Source organism: Cellulomonas sp. PS-H5, from assembly GCF_019265565.1.
In the GTDB taxonomy this organism is placed as follows: domain Bacteria; phylum Actinomycetota; class Actinomycetes; order Actinomycetales; family Cellulomonadaceae; genus Cellulomonas.
This window is the reverse complement of record NZ_JAHVCI010000041.1, coordinates 22129-40604: the sequence shown is the minus strand read 5'-3', so window position 1 is coordinate 40604 and position 18476 is coordinate 22129. Positions and strand designations below refer to the sequence as shown.

Below are 18476 nucleotides of genomic sequence, written 5' to 3'. Positions count from 1 at the left end.
GCCGCGCCCCGCCCCCGCGCCGCGCGCGGTCGACGGGGCGTCGGCGCCCTCCGGCACCGTCAGGCCGGCACCACGTTGACGAGCTTCGGCGCCCGCACGATCACCGTGCGCACGTCGCGCCCGGCCATCGCGCGCTGGACGCCGAGGTCGGCCAGCGCGAGCTCGCGCAGCGTGGCCTCGTCGGCGTCGGGCGCGACCTCGGCCCGCCCGCGGACCTTGCCCTGCACCTGGAACACGCAGGTCACGGAGTCCTGCACCAGGTACTGCGGGTCGACGGCCGGGAACGGCTCGTGCGCGAGGGACCGCTCGTGGCCCAGGCGGGACCACAGCTCCTCGGCCAGGTGCGGCGCGACGGGAGCGGTCATGAGCACGAGCTGCTCGGCGACGGTCCGCGGCACGGCGGGCAGCGACGTCAGGTGGTTGTTGAGGACGATGAGCTTGGCGATGGCGGTGTTGATCCGCATCGCCTGCATGTCCTCGCCGACCTCGGCGATCGTGCGGTGCAGGACCCGCAGCGTCTCGACCGCCGGCTCCTCGTCGACGACGGTGACCTCGCCCGTCTCCTCGGAGACGACGTTGCGCCACACGCGCTGCAGGAACCGCTGCGCGCCGACGACGGCCCGGGTCTCCCACGGGCGGGACAGGTCGAGCGGGCCCATCGACATCTCGTAGACGCGCAGGGTGTCCGCGCCGTACTCGGCGTACATCTCGTCCGGGGAGACGGCGTTCTTCAGCGACTTGCCGATCTTGCCGTACTCGCGGAACACCTCCTCGCCGTTCCAGGTGAACCCGGACTCGACGGACTCGTCCTCGACGACCTCGGCGGCCGGGACGTACACGCCGCGCACGTCGGTGTAGGCGTACGCCTGGATGTAGCCCTGGTTGAACAGCTTGTAGAACGGCTCGCGGCTGGACACGTGGCCCAGGTCGTACAGCGCCTTGTGCCAGAACCGGGCGTACAGCAGGTGCAGCACGGCGTGCTCGACGCCGCCGACGTACAGGTCGACGCCACCGGCGCCGTGGGTGTCGCCGGGGTTGTGGCCGGGGCCCATCCAGTACTGCTCGAGCGCGGGGTCGACGACCTGGCCGGTCGCGTGCGACGGGTCCAGGTAGTGCAGGTAGTACCAGCACGACCCGGCCCAGTTCGGCATGGTGTTGGTGTCGCGGCGGTAGACCTTCGGGCCGTCGCCCAGGTCCAGCGTGACGTTGACCCAGTCGTCGTTCCGGCTCAGCGGCGCCTCCGGCGAGGAGTCGGCGTCGTCGGGGTCGAAGGTGCGCGGCGCGTAGTCCGGCACGTCCGGCAGGTCGACGGGCAGCGACTGCTCCGGGATCGCGATCGGCAGGTCGTTCTCGTCGTAGACGATCGGGAACGGCTCGCCCCAGTACCGCTGCCGGCTGAACAGCCAGTCGCGCAGGCGGTAGGTGGTGGTGCGCGAGCCGGCCCCGCGCTCGGCCAGCCAGTCGACGATCCGGGTCTTGGCCTCGGCGACGGACAGCCCGTCCAGGCTGATCTCGTCGTTCGACGAGTTGATGATCGCGCCGTCACCGGTCCAGGCCCCCTCGTGGCCCTCCGGCGGCTGCACGGTGTGCACGACCGGCAGGCCGAACGCCTCGGCGAACGCGAAGTCGCGGGTGTCGCCGCCGGGGACGGCCATGATCGCGCCGGTGCCGTAGCCCATGAGGACGTAGTCGGCGATGAACACGGGCAGCTGGGCGCCGTTCACCGGGTTCAGCGCGTAGCCGCCGGTGAACACGCCGGTCTTGCGGCCGGCGTCGGCCTGCCGCTCCACGGCGGTCTTGGCGGCGGCCTCGCGGCGGTAGGCGGCGACGGCCTCGGCGGGGCTCGCCGCGCCCCCGCGCCACGCCTCCGGCACGTCCTCGTCCCAGGACGGCTCGGAGTCCGCGACGATCGCGTCCACCAGCGGGTGCTCCGGCGCCAGGACGACGTAGGTCGCGCCGAACAGCGTGTCGGGGCGGGTGGTGAAGACGGTCAGCGGCTCGTCGGCGTCGGTGACCTCGAAGTCGACGTGCGCGCCCTCCGACCGGCCGATCCAGTTCCGCTGCATCGCGGTGACCTTCTCCGGCCAGTCGATCAGCGACAGGTCGTCGGCCAGGCGGTCGGCGTACGCGGTGATCCGCATGTTCCACTGCCGCAGCGTGCGCTGGAACACCGGGAAGTTGCCGCGCTCGGACCGGCCGTCGGAGGTGACCTCCTCGTTGGCCAGCACGGTGCCCAGGCCCGGGCACCAGTTCACCGGCGTCTCGGAGACGTACGCCAGGCGCTGGGCGTCGACGACGCGGCGGCGCTGCACGGCGTCCAGGTCGGCCCACGCGGCGCCCTCGGGCACCCCGTCGATGCCGTCCGGCACCGCGCGGGCACCCGACTCGTACGCCTCGACGAGCGTCGACACCGGCCGGGCCGCGCCCGTGCCGCCGTCGGGCCGCACGGCGTCCTCGTCGTACCAGGACTCGAAGATCTGCAGGAAGATCCACTGCGTCCAGCGCACGTAGTCCGGGTCGATCGTGGCGAACGACCGGCGCGGGTCGTGGGCGACGCCCAGGCGCTTGAGCTGGCGCGCCATGATCTCGATGTTCGCCTCGGTGGTCGTGCGCGGGTGCTGGCCCGTCTGCACGGCGTACTGCTCGGCCGGCAGGCCGAACGCGTCGTAGCCCAGCGCGTGCAGCACGTTGTCGCCCTGCATGCGGCGGAACCGCGCGACGACGTCGGTCGCGATGTACCCCAGCGGGTGGCCGACGTGCAGGCCCGCGCCCGACGGGTACGGGAACATGTCCATCACGAAGAACGGCCGCGCGCCCTCGCGGGCGTTCGCCCCGTCGCCGTCGGTCAGCGCGCTGCCGGCCGGGTTGGCCGCGAAGAACGTGCCGCGCTCGACCCACTCGTCCTGCCACCGGAGCTCGATCTGCTGGGCGAGCTCGGCGGTGTACCGGAACGGCACGTCCTGGCCGCCGGCGGCGGCCGGGGCGGAGGCGGGATCGGGCTGGGTGCTGGCGGGCGACGTCACCGGGGAAGTCTATCGACGCCCGCGGGCGCCGCCGGACGCTGCCGGGACGCCCGCCCGCCGGGGTCAGGCGGTGCGCCGCCGGGCGGCCCCGCCCAGCACGATCCCCGAGATGACCAGGCCGATCACGGTCAGCCCCGCCCCGACCCACGCCGGCGCGACGTAGCCGAGACCGCCGGCGATCACGAGCCCCCCGACCCAGGCCCCGAACGCGTTCCCGGCGTTCAGCGCGGAGTGGCACAGCGCGGCGCCGAGCGACGGCGCGGTCGGCGACAGGTCCATGAGCCAGGCCTGCAGGGAGAGCCCCAGCACCTGCGTCGTCACGCCCAGCAGCACGATCGCCAGCACGCCGGGGACGACCCACTGCGCGAGCACCGCGATCAGCACGAGCGCGACGATCGTCGACGCGAAGCCGAGCAGCACGGTCCGGGCGACGGAGCGGTCGGCCAGCCGCCCGCCGAGCAGCGTGCCGGCCGTCATGCCGACGCCGAACAGCGCGAGCACGATCGGCACCGTCGCCTCGGCCAGCCCGGTGACGTCGGTCAGCAGCGGCGACACGTAGGAGTACACGGCGAACATGCCGCCGAACCCGATCGAGCCCGCCGCGCACGCCACCCAGAGCCGCCCGTTGCGCAGCGCGCCGAGCTCCGCGCGCACCGTCGCGCCGTCCCGCACCGGCAGCTCCGGCAGGAACCGGAGCAGCGCCAACAGGGTCAGCGCCCCGAGGACGCCCACGGCGACGAACGCCACCCGCCAGCCGAACACCTGCCCCAGGACGGTCGACAGCGGCACGCCCACGACGTTCGCGATCGTCAGGCCGGCCATCATCGTCGCGACGGCCTGTCCGCGGCGGCCCGGTCCCGCGACGTGCGCGCCCATCACGGCGCCGACGCCGAAGAACGCGCCGTGCGGCAGGCCCGCGACGAACCGCGCCGCCACCAGCCAGCCGAGCGACGGCGCGAGCGCCGACAGCACGTTGCCGACGGTGAACGCCGTCATCAGCAGCAGGAGCAGCCTCCGGCGGTCCATCCGGGCGGCGATCGTCGTCAGCAGCGGGGCGCCGACGACGACGCCGAGCGCGTACGCGGTGATCGCGTGCCCGGCCTCGGGGATCGTGGCGTCGAGGTTCTCCGCGACGAGCGGCAGCAGGCCCATCGTCGCGAACTCGGTGGTGCCGATCGAGAACCCGCCGAGCGCGAGGGCCAGCAGCGGCAGCCGCGCGCGGCGGCGGACCAGGCTCGGGTCCAGGACCACGTCGGTGTCGACGGCGGGCCCGGTGCCCGGCGTGCTCGTGTGCATGTGCGGCTCCCCGCGGTCGTCGTCGGTGGACCGCGTGGAACCCGGCGGCTGGCGCGCCGACGGGTGCGGCGGCCCGTCCCGGCAGACCGCGTCGGCGAGGAGTCCGGTGCCGCCCAGCCTACCGGCCGGTCGGTCCCGGACCGGGGCGCGGGTCAGGCCGGGTCGAGCAGCACCCAGATCGCGCGAGCGGCGACCTCGCCGAGCTCGACCGGCCGCGCCTCCGCGGCGGCGCCCACGGCCTCGGCCGCCGCGTCCGCGAGCGACCCGCCGTCGAGCGGCGGCAGGACGCGCACCGCGGTCATCCCGGCGAAGTCCCGCCGCTCGACGACCTCGACCCGCGCGTCCAGCACGACGCCCACGGAGGCGAGGTACCGCAGCAGGCCGGGGTCGGCGTCGGAGATGCGGGCGATCCGGCCGGACCCCGCCGTGAGCTCCCACAGCATGTCCGCGGCCGGCGTCGGCACCGTGCCGTCGGGCGCGGGGATCGGGTCGCCGTGCGGGTCGCGCGTCGGGTGGCCCAGGCGTGCGTCGATCCGCTCGACCATGAGGTCCGACACGGCGTGCTCCAGCACCTCGGCCTCGTCGTGCACCTCGTCCCAGGCGTAGCCGAGCTCGCTGACCAGGAACGTCTCGATCAGCCGGTGCCGGCGGACGACCTGCACCGCGTGCCGGACGCCCTCCTCGGTGAGCGTGATCGCCGCGTACGGCGCGTGCTCCACGAGGCCCTGGTCGGCGAGCCGGCGCACGGTCTCCGACACGGTGGACGCCCCGACGCCCAGCCGCTCGGCGAGCATCTTGGTCGTCACCGGGGCGGACGACCACTCGCGCGCGGTCCAGACGACCTTGAGGTAGTCCTGGGCCACGGGGGTCAGGTCGCTGGTCTCGCTCACGCCGACAAGGTTAGGGCCCGCGGCCGCCACCCCACCCGCGTCGCGCTCGCCGAGGTCGTCGGTTCCGTCCGCCGCAGGGGTGCGGAACCGACGACCTCGGGCGCAACCGACGACCTCGTGGCCGCCGTCAGGCCTGGGCGTCGCGCCAGGCCACCCACTGCTCCACGAGGCCCAGGTCGTAGTCCGGGCCGCCGACGCCGACCGTGAACAGCGTCACGCCCGCCTCGACCAGCGGCGCCGCGACCTCGGCGGGCGGCGCGGAGACCCCGACGCTGCGCTCGACCAGCGCCGCGGTGTCCCGGCCGACGGCCTCGCCGTGCTCGTCGAGGATCGCGCTCTTGCGGGTCAGCGTGTCCAGGTCCCCGAACGAGTGCCACACGTCGGCGTGCTCGGCGACGACGCGCAGCGTCTTCCGCTCGCCGCCACCGCCGACGAGGATCGGGATGTCCCGCGTCGGGGCCGGGTTGCCGGCCGCCAGGCGGGCCTTGATCCGCGGCAGGGCGGACGCCAGCTCGGCGATCCGCGTGCCCGGGGTCCCGAACTCGTAGCCGAACTGGTCGTAGTCCTTCTCGAACCACCCGGCGCCGATCCCCAGGATCAGGCGGCCGCCGCTGATGTGGTCGACCGTGCGGGCCATGTCGGCCAGCAGCTCGGGGTTCCGGTACGAGTTGCAGGTCACCAGGGCGCCGATCTGCACCCGGCTGGTCTGCTCCGCCCAGGCGCCCAGCATGGTCCAGCACTCGAAGTGCTTGCCGTCCGGGTCGCCGTAGAGCGGGAAGAAGTGGTCCCAGTTGAAGATCACGTCGACCCCGAGGTCCTCGGCGCGGCGCACCGCGTCCCGGATCTGCGCGTAGTCGGCGTGCTGGGGCTGGATCTGGACTCCGATGCGGAGCGGTCGCGTCATGGACAGACCGTACGTCCGCGCGGACGGGCGTGCGCCCGGCGTCTACGCTGGCCGACGCGCCGCACCGCGCGCACCGCCGCGCCCGGCCGCGCGCCCGCACCCGATCCCCGGAGGTCCCCATGCCCGCCGCCGACACGTCCGCGCCGATCCCCCTGCGCTGGGTCGGACCCCTGCGGATCAGCGGCAACGTGATGTCCGGCGAGACCGAGGTGCCGCTCGCGACGTACGAGTCGCCGCTGTGGCCGTCGGTCCGCCGCGGCGCCCGGCTGTCGACGATGGTCGAGGGCGGGATCAAGGCCACCCTGGTCGACGAGCGGATGTCCCGCTCCGTGCTGCTGGAGGCCGACGACGCCGAGGCCGCGCTCGCCGCCTGGCAGCACCTGTCGTCCCGGCGCGAGGAGCTGGCGGCCGTCGTCGCGACCAGCAGCCGGTTCGCCCGGCTGATCGACCTGCACGTCCAGATCGCCGCGAACCTGCTGTTCGTGCGGTTCGAGCTCACCACCGGCGACGCCTCGGGCCACAACATGGTGACCAACGCGGCCGACAAGCTCATGGACCACGTGCTCGCCACCGTCCCGGGCGTCCGCTACGGCTCGATCTCCGGCAACTTCTGCTCCGACAAGAAGGCGACGGCGGTCAACGGCATCCTCGGGCGCGGCAAGAACGTCGTGACAGAGATCGTGCTCCCCCGCCGGCACGTCGAGCGGTTCCTGCACACGACGCCCGAGGCGGTCGTCCAGCTGAACATCCGCAAGAACCTCATCGGCACGATGCTCGCGGGCGGCCTGCGGTCGGCGAACGCGCACTACGCGAACATGCTGCTGGCGTTCTACCTGGCGACGGGCCAGGACGCGGCGAACATCGTCGAGGGCTCCCAGGGCCTGACCCACGCCGAGGTCCGCGACGGCGACCTGTACTTCTCCTGCACGCTGCCGAACCTGATCGTCGGCACCGTCGGCAACGGCAAGGGGCTCGACTTCGTCGAGGAGAACCTGGTCCGGCTCGGCTGCCGCGAGGAGCGCGAGCCGGGCGACAACGCCCGCCGCCTCGCGGTGCTGTGCGCGGCGACGGTGCTGTGCGGCGAGCTGTCGCTGATGGCGGCGCAGACGAACCCGGGCGAGCTGATGGCCGCGCACCTCACACTGGAGCGGGGCGCCCCGGCGAAGGGCTGACCCGGACGGCGGGAGGCCGGCGATGACGAGCAGCACCGAGGACGAGGGCGCCCCCTGGGCCCGGCTCGCGTACACCCCCGTGCTGGACGACGAGCCGCTGCACTGCCTCGAGGTCACCCGCACCGGCACGGCCGACGCCCCGACCGGCGTGCTGTCGCGGTGGGGCGCCGACCCCGGGCCCGAGTCGCTGCCCGACCTCGTCGTCGAGTCGGCGGTGCTCGACGCGGACGACCCCGCCGACGACCCGGCCCGCGCCGTCGCGGCCCTGCGTGCCTGGCTGAGCCACGCGCGGGCGACGCTCGGTGACTGGTCCCGCGAGGGCTTCGCGAGGGACGACGCCGCGCTCCCGGACACCGTCGAGCACGTCCCCGACGCGCTGGTGGTCGACGGCTCGCGCGTCCCCGGCGCCGTGGCACGGATGCGCGACCTCACGGCCCGCGCGGCGCGGCGCGACGGCCACGCGCTCGTCGTCGTCCGCCGCGGCCCGGCGGGAGCCGCTCCTGCGCGCGTCGTCACGGGGATGCCGCGCCTCGCACCGCCCGCCATGTGACCATGTTCACGAACCGGAAGAATCCGGGCGCCCCGCGCGTTCCGTGTGGAGCAGGTGAAGAGTCCCGGCGCTCGCTGGTCGGTGCTCGCACGCAGGGCTACAGTCGTCCGGGCCTCGCGTGACCGCCGATGACGGCGGGCCGCACCCGTGGCCCGTCGGACGCCGGGTCACCCGCCCGCGGACGACGTCCAGCCGGAGAGGATCCCACCCCGACATGCAGCTCGGCATCGACGACCTGGCCTTCGCGACCGCGGGCCGGTACCTCGACCTGGCGAACCTGGCGCCCGTGCACGGCGTCGAGCCGGCGAAGTACACGGTGGGCCTCGGCCAGGACCGGATGAGCGTGTGCGCCCCCGACGAGGACGTCGTGACGCTCGCCGCCGCGGCCGCGCTCCCCCTCGTGGAGGACCTGTCCGACGACGAGCGGGCCGCGATCCGCACCGTCCTGCTCGCGACCGAGAGCGGCATCGACCAGTCGAAGTCGGCCGGCGTGTACGTGCACCACCTGCTCGGCCTGAACCCGGCCGCGCGCGTCGTGGAGCTCAAGCAGGCCTGCTACTCCGGCACCTCCGCGCTGCAGATGGCGCTGGCGCTGGTCGCCCGGAACCCGGAGCAGAAGGTGCTCGTCATCTGCTCCGACGTGGCCCGCTACGACGTCGGGTCCTCCGGCGAGCCGACGCAGGGCTGCGGCGCCGTCGCGATGCTGGTCACCGCGAACCCGCGCCTGGTCGCGATCGAGCCGGTCTCCGGCCTGCACACCACCGACGTCATGGACTTCTGGCGGCCGAACTACCGGACCACCGCGGTCGTCGACGGCCGGCTGTCGCTCCGCGCGTACACCGACTCGCTGGCCGGCGCGTGGCAGGACTTCCGCGCCCAGGGCGGCGCCGAGTTCGGCGAGATCGACGCGTTCGTCTACCACCAGCCGTTCACCAAGATGGCGGTGAAGGCGCACGCGCACCTGACCCGCCTGGCCGGCGCCCCGCGCGACGCCGAGGTGATGGACGCGCAGATCGCCGACACCCTCCGGTACAACCGCGAGATCGGGAACTCCTACACCGCGTCGATGTACATCGGCCTGGCGTCGCTGCTCGACCACGCGGCGGACGACCTGGGCGGCTCGCGCATCGGGTTCTTCTCCTACGGCTCCGGCGCCGTCGGCGAGCTCTTCACCGGCGTCGTCCAGCCCGGGTACCGCGCGCACCTGCGCGCCGCCGCGCACCGCCGGCTGCTCGACGAGCGCGACGAGGTGTCGCACGCCGAGTACCTGCGGATCGTCGCGCCGGTGAACCCGGTCGACGGCGGCGACCACGACGTCGAGCGCCTGACCCGCGGCCCGTTCCGGCTCGCGGCGATCACCGGGCACCAGCGGATGTACGAGCGCACCGAGACGGCGGCGACCGCGGTCGCCTGACGACGAGACGCCGCCCGGACCGGGCGGCGGTCGTCGTGCCCGCCTACTGGTACGTCACCAGGTCCGGGACCGGCTGCACCGCGTAGGTCTGCGCCGGGTCCAGCATCGGCGTGTCCTCGTCGTAGAAGTTCTTCCAGCCCCAGTGCACGTCCGGCGCGCCCTGGTGCAGCGTCGCCCAGGTGCCGGCCTTCGCGGGCTGCGACCCCTGGCCGTCGGCGTGGATGATCATGGCCAGCTCGTCGTGCCCGGTGTGCAGCCGCTCGCGGTCGGTGATCATCCGGAGCGAGAACTGGTGCAGCAGGAACATCTTCTGCGGCAGCTGCCGGTCGCGGGTGTACGTCGCGAGCCAGTCGGCGGTGGCGTTGACCTCGTCGATGCCGACCGACCCGATCTGGCGCAGGTGCACCTGGTCGGGCGCGAGCCGCCACTCGGGGTCGAGCGCGAGCCCGACGTGCGGGTAGGCGAGCAGCTCGGCGTACTGCTGCGCCTGCGTGAGGAAGTCGGTGCGGCCGGGCTGCAGGTCGAGGACGACCGCCTGTCCCGCCGCCTGCGCGGCCTCGACGATCGGCCGCAGCTCGTCGACCGGCCGCGCGCGCGAGTACGAGCCGTCCGGCTCCGGCGCGGCCGACGCGATGGTCGCGATGACCTCGAGCGTCGGCACCACGGTGTCGGAGGTGAGCGACCGGTACGGGGCGGCGGTCTGCTCGGCGCGGGCGATGGTCGCCGGGACGTCCTGCTCCCCGAGCACGCCGAGCGCCGCGGTGCCGGGCGTGCCGTACAGCGCGACGTAGCGCTTGCCGTCCACGCCGGGCGCCGACCCGGGGTCCGGGAACACCAGCTGGCCGCCGCCCGGCAGCTCGACGCCCGTCGAGGCGCTGGCGACGCGGGGACCGAGCCGGGCGGCGTCGCCGAACGACGACCCGACCGCGACCACCGTCTCCACCCCCGTGAGCGCTTGCACCGCGGCGGAGGTGGCCCGGGGGTCGGCGCCGGGCACGTCGACGACCGGAAGGCCAGCGGCCCGGGCGGTCGCGGCGGCGACGGCGGTGCCCGCGGGGGCGGCGTGCGTGTCGACGAGGAGGGCCGCGGCGTCGGCGGGCGCGGGAGGCTCGATCGTGGTGGTGGGGAGACCGAGCACGTCGTCCTGGCCCGGGGTGGAGGCGGCGTCGGCCGTGGCCTCCGCGTCGCTCGCCCCGGCGCCCGGGGTCCCGGTCGGCGACGCCGTCGGGGCGGCTCCGTCGCCGGACCCCGCCGCGGCCCGCAGCAGCGCCGGCTCCGGCCCGGTGAGCGCCGCGACGGCCGCGACAAGCCCGCCGTCGTCCACCTCCTGCTCCTCCCCCACGGCCAGCCCGAGGTCGGCCGGTGCGGGGTCCGCGGCGTCGACGCCGTAGGTCCGCAGCCCGTCCGGGAGGTCGGCGGCCAGCGCGGCGCGCCCGTCGGCGTCGTCGTCGACCACGACCACGTCGGTGGTGCCGAGGCGGTCGAGCTCGTCGGCCACGCCCGCGCTCGCGACCAGCACCGGCGAGCCGAGCGCGACGGCCGCCGTGGCGGCGGGGGCGACGACGCCCGGCGTCTCGTCGGCGACCAGCACCGCCACGGGCGCCTCGGCGAACAGCGCGGCGCTCACCGCGAGCGCCGTGCCCGCCGCCGTCCCGTCGGGGACGACCGTGGTCGGGGCCTCGGGCAGCGTCACGGCCGACCGCAGGGTGACGGCCGACGGCGACGGGTCGGGGGTGGCGCCGTCGGTGCCCCCGCCGGTGCAGGCGGCGAGCAGGCCGAGGGCGGCGAGCGCGGCGACGGGACGCCAGGCGCGGAGCGACAGGGGCCGGTGCGGACGGGTCGGGCGGGCGGGTGCGGCAGGCACGGCTCTCCGGGGCCGGGGACACGGGGACCCCGCCACTGTAGGCAGGCCCACCGACGCCCGGCGAGGCCGCGGGCCGCCCCGACGACCCGCGGGGCGGCGCGGGCGCTCCGGGTCGGGGATGATCGGGGCATGACCCCCGAGAGCGCCCAGCAGGAGTTCAGCACCGCCGGCGCGTACGTGACCAGCGGCGAGGAGTTCGTCCGCGACCAGAGCTACATCACCACGCGGATCACCGCCGACGGCCGGGACGGCTACCCGGTCGAGCCCGGCCGGTACCGGCTCGTGGTGTCGCGGGCGTGCCCGTGGGCGAACCGGGCGATCATCGTCCGCCGGCTGCTCGGGCTCGAGGACGCGATCTCGCTGGGCGTGTGCGGGCCGACGCACGACTCCCGGTCGTGGACGTTCGACCTCGACCCGGGCGGCGTCGACCCGGTGCTCGGCATCCCGCGGATCCAGGACGCCTACTTCCGGCGGTTCCCGGACTACCCGAAGGGCATCACGGTCCCGGCGATCGTCGACGTGCCGTCGGGGGCGGTCGTCACGAACGACTACGCGCAGCTGACCCTCGACCTGTCGACCGAGTGGACCGCGTACCACCGGGAGGGCGCGCCCGATCTGTACCCCGAGCACCTGCGGGACGAGATCGACCAGGTCGCGCGGAAGGTGTTCACGGACGTGAACAACGGCGTGTACCGCTGCGGGTTCGCCGGGTCGCAGGAGGCGTACGAGCGCGCGTACCGCCGGCTGTTCTCGCGCCTGGACTGGCTGTCGGAGCGGCTGTCGACCCAGCGGTACCTGGTCGGCGACACGCTCACCGAGGCCGACGTCCGGCTGTTCACCACGCTGGTCCGGTTCGACGCGGTCTACCACGGGCACTTCAAGTGCAACCGCTCGAAGCTGACCGAGATGCCGGTGCTCTGGGCGTACGCGCGGGACCTGTTCCAGACCCCGGGGTTCGGCGACACGATCGACTTCGACCACATCAAGCGGCACTACTACGTGGTCCACGAGGACATCAACCCGACGCAGATCGTCCCGGCCGGCCCGGACCTGCGCGGCTGGCTGACCGCGCACGGCCGGGAGTCCATGGGCGGCCGCCCGTTCGGCGACGGCACCCCGCCCGCCCCGGTCCGCGAGGGCGAGCGGGTAAACCCGGCCCACACCGCGGAGGCGATGGCGGGCTGACCCCGGCGCCGCCGCGCTGCGCGAGGTCGAGGGTTCCGCCCGCCGGACCCGCCGGAAACCCTCGACCTCGACGGAAACGCTCGACCTCGCCCGAGCGCCGGGCCGCGCCTACGCGGCGACCGGGCGCACCCGGACCACGTTGCGCCACGGGTCGTCGAACGTCACCGTCGCGCCGTCGTCGCGCACCGCGACGCCGTGCGCCGCGAGCCGCTCGCGCAGCGCGCCCACGTCGTCGGTCCCGGGCACCACCAGGGTGACCTCGCCCAGGCCCAGGCTGCTCGCCCGCGGCCCGGCGCCGGCCGAGTTCCAGGTGTTCATCGCCATGTGGTGGTGGTACCCACCGGCCGAGACGAACAGCGCGCCGTGCCACTCGGCCATCACGTCGAAGCCGAGCGCGTCGACGTAGAACGCCCGCGCCCCGGCCACGTCGCCGACCTGCAGGTGCACGTGCCCGACCACCGGCCTCCCGGCCGGCGCCGCGAGCGCGGCGTCGGTGACGTGTCCCTGGATGAACTCGTTCGGGTCGAGCCGCAGCGAGTCCATGAGGACCCGGCCGTTCTCGTCGTAGCCCCACAGGTCGCGCGAGCGGTCCCAGTACAGCTCGACGCCGTTGCCCTCCGGGTCGGTCAGGTAGAACGCCTCGGAGACGAGGTGGTCCGCGCTGCCGACGTAGGTGCGGGGCGCCCGGGCCGCCACCGACGCGAGCGTCGCGGCCAGCGCCTCCTGGGTGTCGAACAGGATCGCCGTGTGGAACAGGCCCGCCTGGCCGCGGCTGGTCGGCGGCAGGTCCGGCGTGTGCCGGAGCACCATCAGCGGCTGGGTCCCCCGCCCGAGGACGACGACGTCGGACCGGCCGACACCCTCGATGCGCTCGTCCGGGCGCTCGACGACCTGCAGGCCGAGCACGTCGCGGTAGTACCGCAGCTGCAGGTCGAGGTCGCCGACCAGCAGGGTCACGGGGCCCATGGCGGTGTCGGCGGCGAGGCGGTCGAGGGCGGGGCGGGGGTCGGCGGTGGTCATGCGGAGCATGATAGTTGAGGCTTCAACGGTTGTCGAGACACGCGTCGACGTCCGGGCGTGCAGGGACCGCACGACCGGGCTCCGGTCGTGCGCGGGCCCGCGCCGTCAGCCCCGGCGCTGCAGGTCGTTGCGGCCGAAGTCCGTGAGGAACCGCGGCCCGCGCTCGCGCAGCTCCGCCTCGTAGTCGCCCGCCCAGCCGCGGTACGGCACCCGCGCCAGGCCGTCGTTCGCGAACCGGGCGTCGTCGGTGACCTCGGACTCGCAGAACGCCGGGATCTGCAGGTCGGTCACCGGGCCCGAGCGCTCGCACTCGGCGACGACGAGCGGCGCGTTCGCCCCGCCGAACACGTCGACCACCCAGCCGTCGGCGCCCAGCCACACGGAGTACCGGTTCTTCACGATCCGGTGCCCGCCGCGGCGGATCATCTCGGTGCCGACGACGACGTCGATCTCCCGCTCGGCCTCGTAGCGGGTGCCGACGTTCATCGGGCCCTTGAGCGTGACGGCGCAGAACTCGAACCGGTCGCCGACCTCCTCGAGCACGTCCAGCGGGTCGGCGTCGGGGCCGAGCGGCAGCCGCAGCCCGGAGGCCTGCACCCGGAGCCGGAGCGCGTACCCGTCCTGGGCCAGGAAGTACGACTGCACGATGAGCACCGGGTCGGGCTCGGACAGCAGCTCCATGGGCGGCGTCCGCACGAAGAACCGGCGCTCGAACTCGAAGTCGCCGTACCCGGTGTCGCTCACCACGCCCTCCTCGCGCCGGCGTCCGGCGGGGGTCCCGCCGCTGGTCCGCTGCGGGTCACGGTACGCGACCGGCCCGCGCGCGCGGCGGAACCGGGCGCGGACGCGGCGCGAGGGGCGGGATCACGCCGCCGCGCCGAGGTCCATCCCGAGCGTCCGGCCCCACGCGTGCGCCTCGACCTGGCGGAACCCGACCCGGTCGTAGAACGCGATCGCCCCGGCGTTCTGCTCGGCCACCCCGAGGTGCAGCCCGGGCACGCCGCGCTCGCGCAGCGCCCCGGCCAGCGTCTCGATCAGCGTCCGCCCGAGGCCGCGGCCCTGGGCGCGCGGCAGCAGGTCGATGTGCAGGTGCGCCGGGTACCGGTCGGTGACCGCGGGGTCGTACCGGCCCCCGTCGTGCACGGTGCCGAGCAGCTCGTGGTCCCGGTAGCCGGGGACCTCGGGGCGCCGCGGGTACCGCTCCCGCAGCGCGGGCCACCACGCCTCCTCCTGCCAGCGGGCGAACGCCTGGGAGTCGGCGGTGCCGACGACGTAGCCGACGACGCCGTCGTCGTCGGTGACCACCCAGGTCAGCGACGGGTCCGCGACCGGGTACGGGCCCGCGTACACGTGCCCGAGCAGGTCGGGGTCCCGGTACACGGGCGTGGCGTCAGTCCCCGCGTCGCCCGTCAGCAGGCACACGCGGTACATCCCCGGCAGGTCGCACGTCGCGAACGGTCTCACCCGCATGGCCAGCGACCCTACCGGCCGGGTCCGACGTGGTGGGAGACCCCGCGCGGGGCGTCCGGTCCCGCACCAGCAGCACCCCGCCGAGCACCAGCACCCCGCCGACGACCTGGGCAGCGCCGAGCGCGTACCCCGTGGCCGCGCTGATCAGCACCGTGAACACCGTGATCAGGTTGAGGTACGACCCGGCCTCGGCGGGCGGCACCCGGCGCAGCGCCAGGTTCCAGAGCAGGTACGACCCCACCGACGGCAGCACCGCGATGACGACCAGCGCGACCGTGGCGTCCCGGCCCGACGGCCAGTGCACGTGCCCGGTCACGGCGAACGGGGCCATCACCACGGCGGCGATCGCGGCCTGCACGGCGGTCGACGCGATGGGCGGCACGCCCGCGAGCCCGCGCCCGCCGATCGTGTACACGCTCCACACGACGATCGCCCCGACCATGAGGAGGTCGCCGACGTTGAGCTCGAGCGAGGTCAGAGCGCCGAGCCGGCCGCCGGTGAGCACCACCAGCACGCCGACCAGCCCGACCAGCATCCCGGCCACGGCGCGCCCGGACGGCGCCCGGCGCACCACGGCGGCGCCGAGCAGCGCGATCAGCGCCGGGTTCAGCGCGTTCACCAGCGACGCGTTCACGGACGAGGTGTGCTGGAGGGCGGTGTAGACGAACAGGGCGTACCCGACCATGCCGAGCAGCGCGAGGACGACCTGCCGCGGCCAGGTGCGCAGCACCGCGCGCCAGTCCGGCCGCTCCACGACCTGCGCGATCACGGCGAGCGGCACGGCCGCGAGCGCCCAGCGCAGCGCGGTCAGGCTCACCGGGGTCATCTCCTGCACGGCGACCGCGCCCAGCACGTAGTTCCCGGCCCAGAACAGCGTGGCGCCGACGAGGGCGAGCACGGGTCCGGTGCGGGCGGGGAGAGGCACCCGCGGAGGATACGCGGCTCACCCGCACGCCCTGTTACCTCCGGCGACGCGCGTGCCGACACCCTGGGCATGGGCAGGTCCGAGGCGCGGGCACCCCGGCTCTACGCGACCCGGGGCCACCTGGCCTGCGCGCTGGGACTCATGGCGGTGCTGGTCCTCGGCGGCGGGCTGTTCCCGCTGAGCCCGCGGTCCCCGGTGGGTCTGTGGTTCGCGGCGTCCGCGCTGCTCGGGGCGCTGGCGGTCGGCGTGCTGGTGGTGCCGGCCCGCCGCTGGACGATGCCCGCCGCGCTGGCGGTGGGCCTGCTGGGGGCGGGCGTGCTGCTGGCGTCCTGCCAGACGGCCGAGGGGCTGGTCGTGCTGTCCATCGGCGTGATGTCCGCCGCGCAGTACGCCGCCTACGCGTTCCGCACCCGGGTCGCCGCGCTGCTCGTCGCCGAGGCGATCGCGGCCGTGACCGTCGGGATGGTGCTGGCACCCGCGCCGTTCCACGCGCTCACCTGGCTGGTCGTCGTCATCATGACGGTCGCCAGCACCTCGCTGCTCGGGAACGTCACGCACTGGCTCCGCCGGCACGCGACCACCGACGACCTCACGGGCGCGCTGACCCGGGCCGCCGTCCTGGAGCGCCTGGAGACCCGGCTGCGCGAGGCCCGCCGGACGGGGGCTCCGCTGGCCGTCGTGTCCGCCGACGTCGACGACTTCAAGGCCGTGAACGACACCCGCGGCCACCTCGCGGGCGACGACGTGCTGGTCGAGCTCGTCGCCTCCTGGCGGGGACCGGCGGCCGGCCGGGCGGTGGTGGGCCGGGTCGGCGGCGACGAGTTCGTCGTGGTGCTGCCGGGCCTCGACGCCGCCGCGGCCCGGCGCTGGGTCGCCGACGCGCGCACCCGGTGCGCGACCCCGTGGAGCGCGGGGATCGCCGACGCCCGCCCCGACGACACCGTGCGCGACCTGCTCGCCCGCGCCGACGTCGCGCTGTACGGGGCCAAGCGGGACCGGCACGTGGGTCGTCCGCCCGCGACGCCGGCGCCGGGCGCGCACCCCGGCGCGCCTCCGGGACCGCGCCCGGGACCGCACCCCGACCCGCTCCCCCACCAGGGCCGCTGACCTTCCGCGGACGGCCCCACCGGTCGCATACTGCACCGGGGTGGGGGCGACCGCCCGAGGCACGGACCGAGCGGAGCACGCGCATGGGGGCCGGACCCGGCACGCCCGAGGTGACCGTCGTCGTCTGCACCCGCGACGGCGCGGGCCGGCTGCGCCCGACGCTGGACCACCTCGGCGCCGCGCTCGACGAGGCCGCGCGGGCCGACCTGCCGGCGGAGGTCGTCGTCGTGGACAACGGCTCGACGGACGCGACCCCCGCGGTGCTCGCCGACGCCGCCCGCCGCGACCCGCGGCTGCGCGTGGTCGCGGAGCCGCGCCCCGGCATCGCCCGCGCGCGGAACGCGGGCGTCGCCGCGGCCACCGCGCCGGTCGTGCTGTTCACCGACGACGACGTGCACGTCCCGCCGCACTGGGTCCGGCGGATGGCCGAGCCGCTGCGTCGCGGGGAGGCCGACCTGGTCGGCGGGTCGGTCGCCCTCGCGCCGCACCTGGGCCGGCCGTGGCTGAGCCCCGCGCTCGCGTCCGCCTACTTCGCCGTCGTCCCGGAGCCGCCCGCCGTCGGCCGCGAGTTCGCCGCCGCCAGCATCGGCACCACCCGGGCGGTGCTGGACGCCGTCCCGTTCGACGAGTCGCTCGGCACCGCCCGCTACCCCGGCGCCGAGGACACCGTGTTCCGGCTCGACGTGCTCGCCGCGGGCTTCCGGCAGGGCGCCGTCGCCGGCGCGACCGTCGAGCACCACCCCGAGCCCGAGCGCCTCGACCCGGCGCGGCTCGCGCGGCAGGCCACCGGGCGCGGGCGGGGCGAGGCGTACCTCGCGCACCACCTGCTCGGGAAGCGGCCGGCCGCGGCGGAGTCGGCGGCGAAGCTGGTGGCGACGTGGGGCCTCCTGTCGGGGCGGCGGCTGCGCGCGGCGCTCGCGGGCGCGGGCCGCGCGGGCGGCCCGGCCGGCGCGGGGGCCGAGGTCGACGAGGAGCTGCTGCGCCTGCGCCGCCGGGTCGCGTTCCACCGGGAGCTGCTGGCCCTGCGCCGCGCGACGCGCCGCCGCGTCCCGTCCTGAACCCCACCCGGTTCTCGCACCGGCACCCGATCGATCGGGTGGCACCGCGACGATCGGGTGGCGATCAGGAGTCCCGGCGTCAGACGACGAAGCGGGTCGGCCCCTCCGGCGCCAGCGCGTGCGCGACCCGCGCCACCATCTCGTCCGACATCGCCGGCATCGCGTCCACCGGGAACCACCGCGCCTCGGTGTTCTCGCCGTCGCCCGGCCCCGGCTCCCCCGACACCCAGCGGAACCGGAACGTCAGGTCGAGGTACTGGGAGCGGTCGCCGTTGGCGTACTCCATCGGCGGCAGCGTGTGCACCCACGCCAGCCGCTCCGCGACCGCCACCACCTCGGTCTCCTCGAGCACCTCGCGGGCGCCCGCGACCGCCGGCTCCTCGCCCGGGTCGATGATCCCGGTGACCGGCGTCCAGGCGCCGTTGTCGGCCCGGCGGACCAGCAGCACCTCGTCGCGGCCGTCGGCCCCGAGGCGCACCACGACGGCGCTCACCCCCGACAGCCAGAGCAGGTCGTGCCCGATGCGGGCGCGGAGGTCGAGGACGAAGTCAGGGGTCGGCACGCCCCCGATGCTAGGTGCCCGAGGCCGCCACCTGGG

Annotated in this window: 16 protein-coding genes; 6 read left to right on the top strand and 10 right to left on the bottom strand. The window is 75.4% G+C overall.

Annotated elements, in window-relative coordinates:
- Nucleotides 1-59: 59 nt before the first annotated feature.
- From leuS to J5O08_RS14895, 4 genes are all read right to left on the bottom strand, one after another.
- Entirely contained in the window at nt 60-3023 is a 2964-nt protein-coding gene (gene leuS / locus J5O08_RS14910) for a leucine--tRNA ligase (protein WP_218707667.1), read from the bottom strand.
- A gap of 63 nt (nt 3024-3086) precedes the next feature.
- Nucleotides 3087-4319, bottom strand: a complete 1233-nt coding sequence (locus J5O08_RS14905) for an MFS transporter (RefSeq protein WP_218707665.1) — start codon at nt 4317-4319, stop codon at nt 3087-3089.
- 152 nt (nt 4320-4471) lie between these two features.
- Nucleotides 4472-5209, bottom strand: coding sequence for a metal-dependent transcriptional regulator (locus J5O08_RS14900; RefSeq protein ID WP_308281642.1), 738 nt, complete (start codon nt 5207-5209; stop codon nt 4472-4474).
- Nucleotides 5210-5336: 127 nt separating this feature from the next.
- Nucleotides 5337-6113 (bottom strand): LLM class F420-dependent oxidoreductase, encoded by a 777-nt coding sequence (locus J5O08_RS14895; protein ID WP_218707664.1) that lies wholly within the window; start codon nt 6111-6113, stop codon nt 5337-5339.
- 119 nt (nt 6114-6232) lie between these two features.
- Between J5O08_RS14895 and J5O08_RS14890 the strand changes: the two genes are divergently transcribed.
- The 3 genes from J5O08_RS14890 (at nt 6233) to J5O08_RS14880 (ending at nt 9249) form a co-directional block, all read left to right on the top strand.
- Nucleotides 6233-7285, top strand: coding sequence for a hydroxymethylglutaryl-CoA reductase (locus J5O08_RS14890; protein WP_218707663.1), 1053 nt, complete (start codon nt 6233-6235; stop codon nt 7283-7285).
- A 22-nt stretch (nt 7286-7307) separates the two neighbouring features.
- The gene (locus J5O08_RS14885) at nt 7308-7835 is read left to right on the top strand and encodes a hypothetical protein (protein ID WP_218707662.1); all 528 of its coding nucleotides are present in this window, start codon (nt 7308-7310) and stop codon (nt 7833-7835) included.
- A 214-nt stretch (nt 7836-8049) separates the two neighbouring features.
- On the top strand, nt 8050-9249 hold the full coding sequence (locus J5O08_RS14880; protein WP_218707661.1) for a hydroxymethylglutaryl-CoA synthase: 1200 nt from the start codon (nt 8050-8052) through the stop codon (nt 9247-9249).
- Between the two features lie 43 nt (nt 9250-9292).
- Here the strand turns inward: J5O08_RS14880 and J5O08_RS14875 are convergent, their stop codons facing one another.
- Nucleotides 9293-11113, bottom strand: a complete 1821-nt coding sequence (locus tag J5O08_RS14875) for a hypothetical protein (RefSeq protein WP_308281641.1) — start codon at nt 11111-11113, stop codon at nt 9293-9295.
- 129 nt (nt 11114-11242) lie between these two features.
- Between J5O08_RS14875 and J5O08_RS14870 the strand changes: the two genes are divergently transcribed.
- Entirely contained in the window at nt 11243-12298 is a 1056-nt protein-coding gene (locus J5O08_RS14870; RefSeq protein WP_218707660.1) for a glutathione S-transferase family protein, read from the top strand.
- A gap of 108 nt (nt 12299-12406) precedes the next feature.
- Here J5O08_RS14870 and J5O08_RS14865 read toward each other — a convergent pair whose 3' ends face one another.
- The 4 genes from J5O08_RS14865 to J5O08_RS14850 all read right to left on the bottom strand — a co-directional run bounded on the left by J5O08_RS14865 (nt 12407) and on the right by J5O08_RS14850 (nt 15713).
- A complete protein-coding gene (locus J5O08_RS14865) occupies nt 12407-13318 on the bottom strand; it encodes a VOC family protein (protein WP_218707659.1) in 912 nt (303 codons plus the stop codon).
- Between the two features lie 105 nt (nt 13319-13423).
- Nucleotides 13424-14062 carry a hypothetical protein gene (locus J5O08_RS14860; protein ID WP_147796090.1) on the bottom strand — a complete coding sequence of 213 codons (639 nt, stop codon included), beginning with the start codon at nt 14060-14062 and terminating at the stop codon, nt 13424-13426.
- A gap of 120 nt (nt 14063-14182) precedes the next feature.
- Nucleotides 14183-14749 carry an N-acetyltransferase gene (locus J5O08_RS14855; RefSeq protein WP_255589980.1) on the bottom strand — a complete coding sequence of 189 codons (567 nt, stop codon included), beginning with the start codon at nt 14747-14749 and terminating at the stop codon, nt 14183-14185.
- Complete coding sequence (locus tag J5O08_RS14850; protein ID WP_308281640.1) at nt 14709-15713, bottom strand: DMT family transporter; 1005 nt, start codon at nt 15711-15713, stop codon at nt 14709-14711. Before J5O08_RS14850 ends, J5O08_RS14855 begins: the two co-directional genes overlap by 41 nt.
- Before the next feature lie 69 nt (nt 15714-15782).
- On the opposite strand from J5O08_RS14850, the gene J5O08_RS14845 reads away from it, so the two are divergent.
- A complete protein-coding gene (locus tag J5O08_RS14845) occupies nt 15783-16820 on the top strand; it encodes a GGDEF domain-containing protein (protein WP_218707658.1) in 1038 nt (345 codons plus the stop codon).
- Between the two features lie 83 nt (nt 16821-16903).
- Nucleotides 16904-17878 (top strand): glycosyltransferase, encoded by a 975-nt coding sequence (locus tag J5O08_RS14840; protein ID WP_218707657.1) that lies wholly within the window; start codon nt 16904-16906, stop codon nt 17876-17878.
- Nucleotides 17879-17957: 79 nt separating this feature from the next.
- Here J5O08_RS14840 and J5O08_RS14835 read toward each other — a convergent pair whose 3' ends face one another.
- Entirely contained in the window at nt 17958-18440 is a 483-nt protein-coding gene (locus J5O08_RS14835) for an NUDIX domain-containing protein (protein WP_218707656.1), read from the bottom strand.
- Between the last annotated feature and the right edge of the window lie 36 nt (nt 18441-18476).

Excerpts from the sequence above, each read along its gene's own strand:
- J5O08_RS14905 (WP_218707665.1), bottom strand. The coding sequence starts at position 4,319 with ATGCACACGAGCACGCCGGGCACCGGGCCCGCCGTCGACACCGACGTG.
- J5O08_RS14895 (WP_218707664.1), bottom strand. The coding sequence starts at position 6,113 with ATGACGCGACCGCTCCGCATCGGAGTCCAGATCCAGCCCCAGCACGCC.
- J5O08_RS14890 (WP_218707663.1), top strand. The coding sequence starts at position 6,233 with ATGCCCGCCGCCGACACGTCCGCGCCGATCCCCCTGCGCTGGGTCGGA.
- J5O08_RS14885 (WP_218707662.1), top strand. The coding sequence starts at position 7,308 with ATGACGAGCAGCACCGAGGACGAGGGCGCCCCCTGGGCCCGGCTCGCG.
- J5O08_RS14880 (WP_218707661.1), top strand. The coding sequence starts at position 8,050 with ATGCAGCTCGGCATCGACGACCTGGCCTTCGCGACCGCGGGCCGGTAC.
- J5O08_RS14870 (WP_218707660.1), top strand. The coding sequence starts at position 11,243 with ATGACCCCCGAGAGCGCCCAGCAGGAGTTCAGCACCGCCGGCGCGTAC.
- J5O08_RS14865 (WP_218707659.1), bottom strand. The coding sequence starts at position 13,318 with ATGACCACCGCCGACCCCCGCCCCGCCCTCGACCGCCTCGCCGCCGAC.
- J5O08_RS14855 (WP_255589980.1), bottom strand. The coding sequence starts at position 14,749 with ATGTACCGCGTGTGCCTGCTGACGGGCGACGCGGGGACTGACGCCACG.
- J5O08_RS14845 (WP_218707658.1), top strand. The coding sequence starts at position 15,783 with ATGGGCAGGTCCGAGGCGCGGGCACCCCGGCTCTACGCGACCCGGGGC.
- J5O08_RS14840 (WP_218707657.1), top strand. The coding sequence starts at position 16,904 with ATGGGGGCCGGACCCGGCACGCCCGAGGTGACCGTCGTCGTCTGCACC.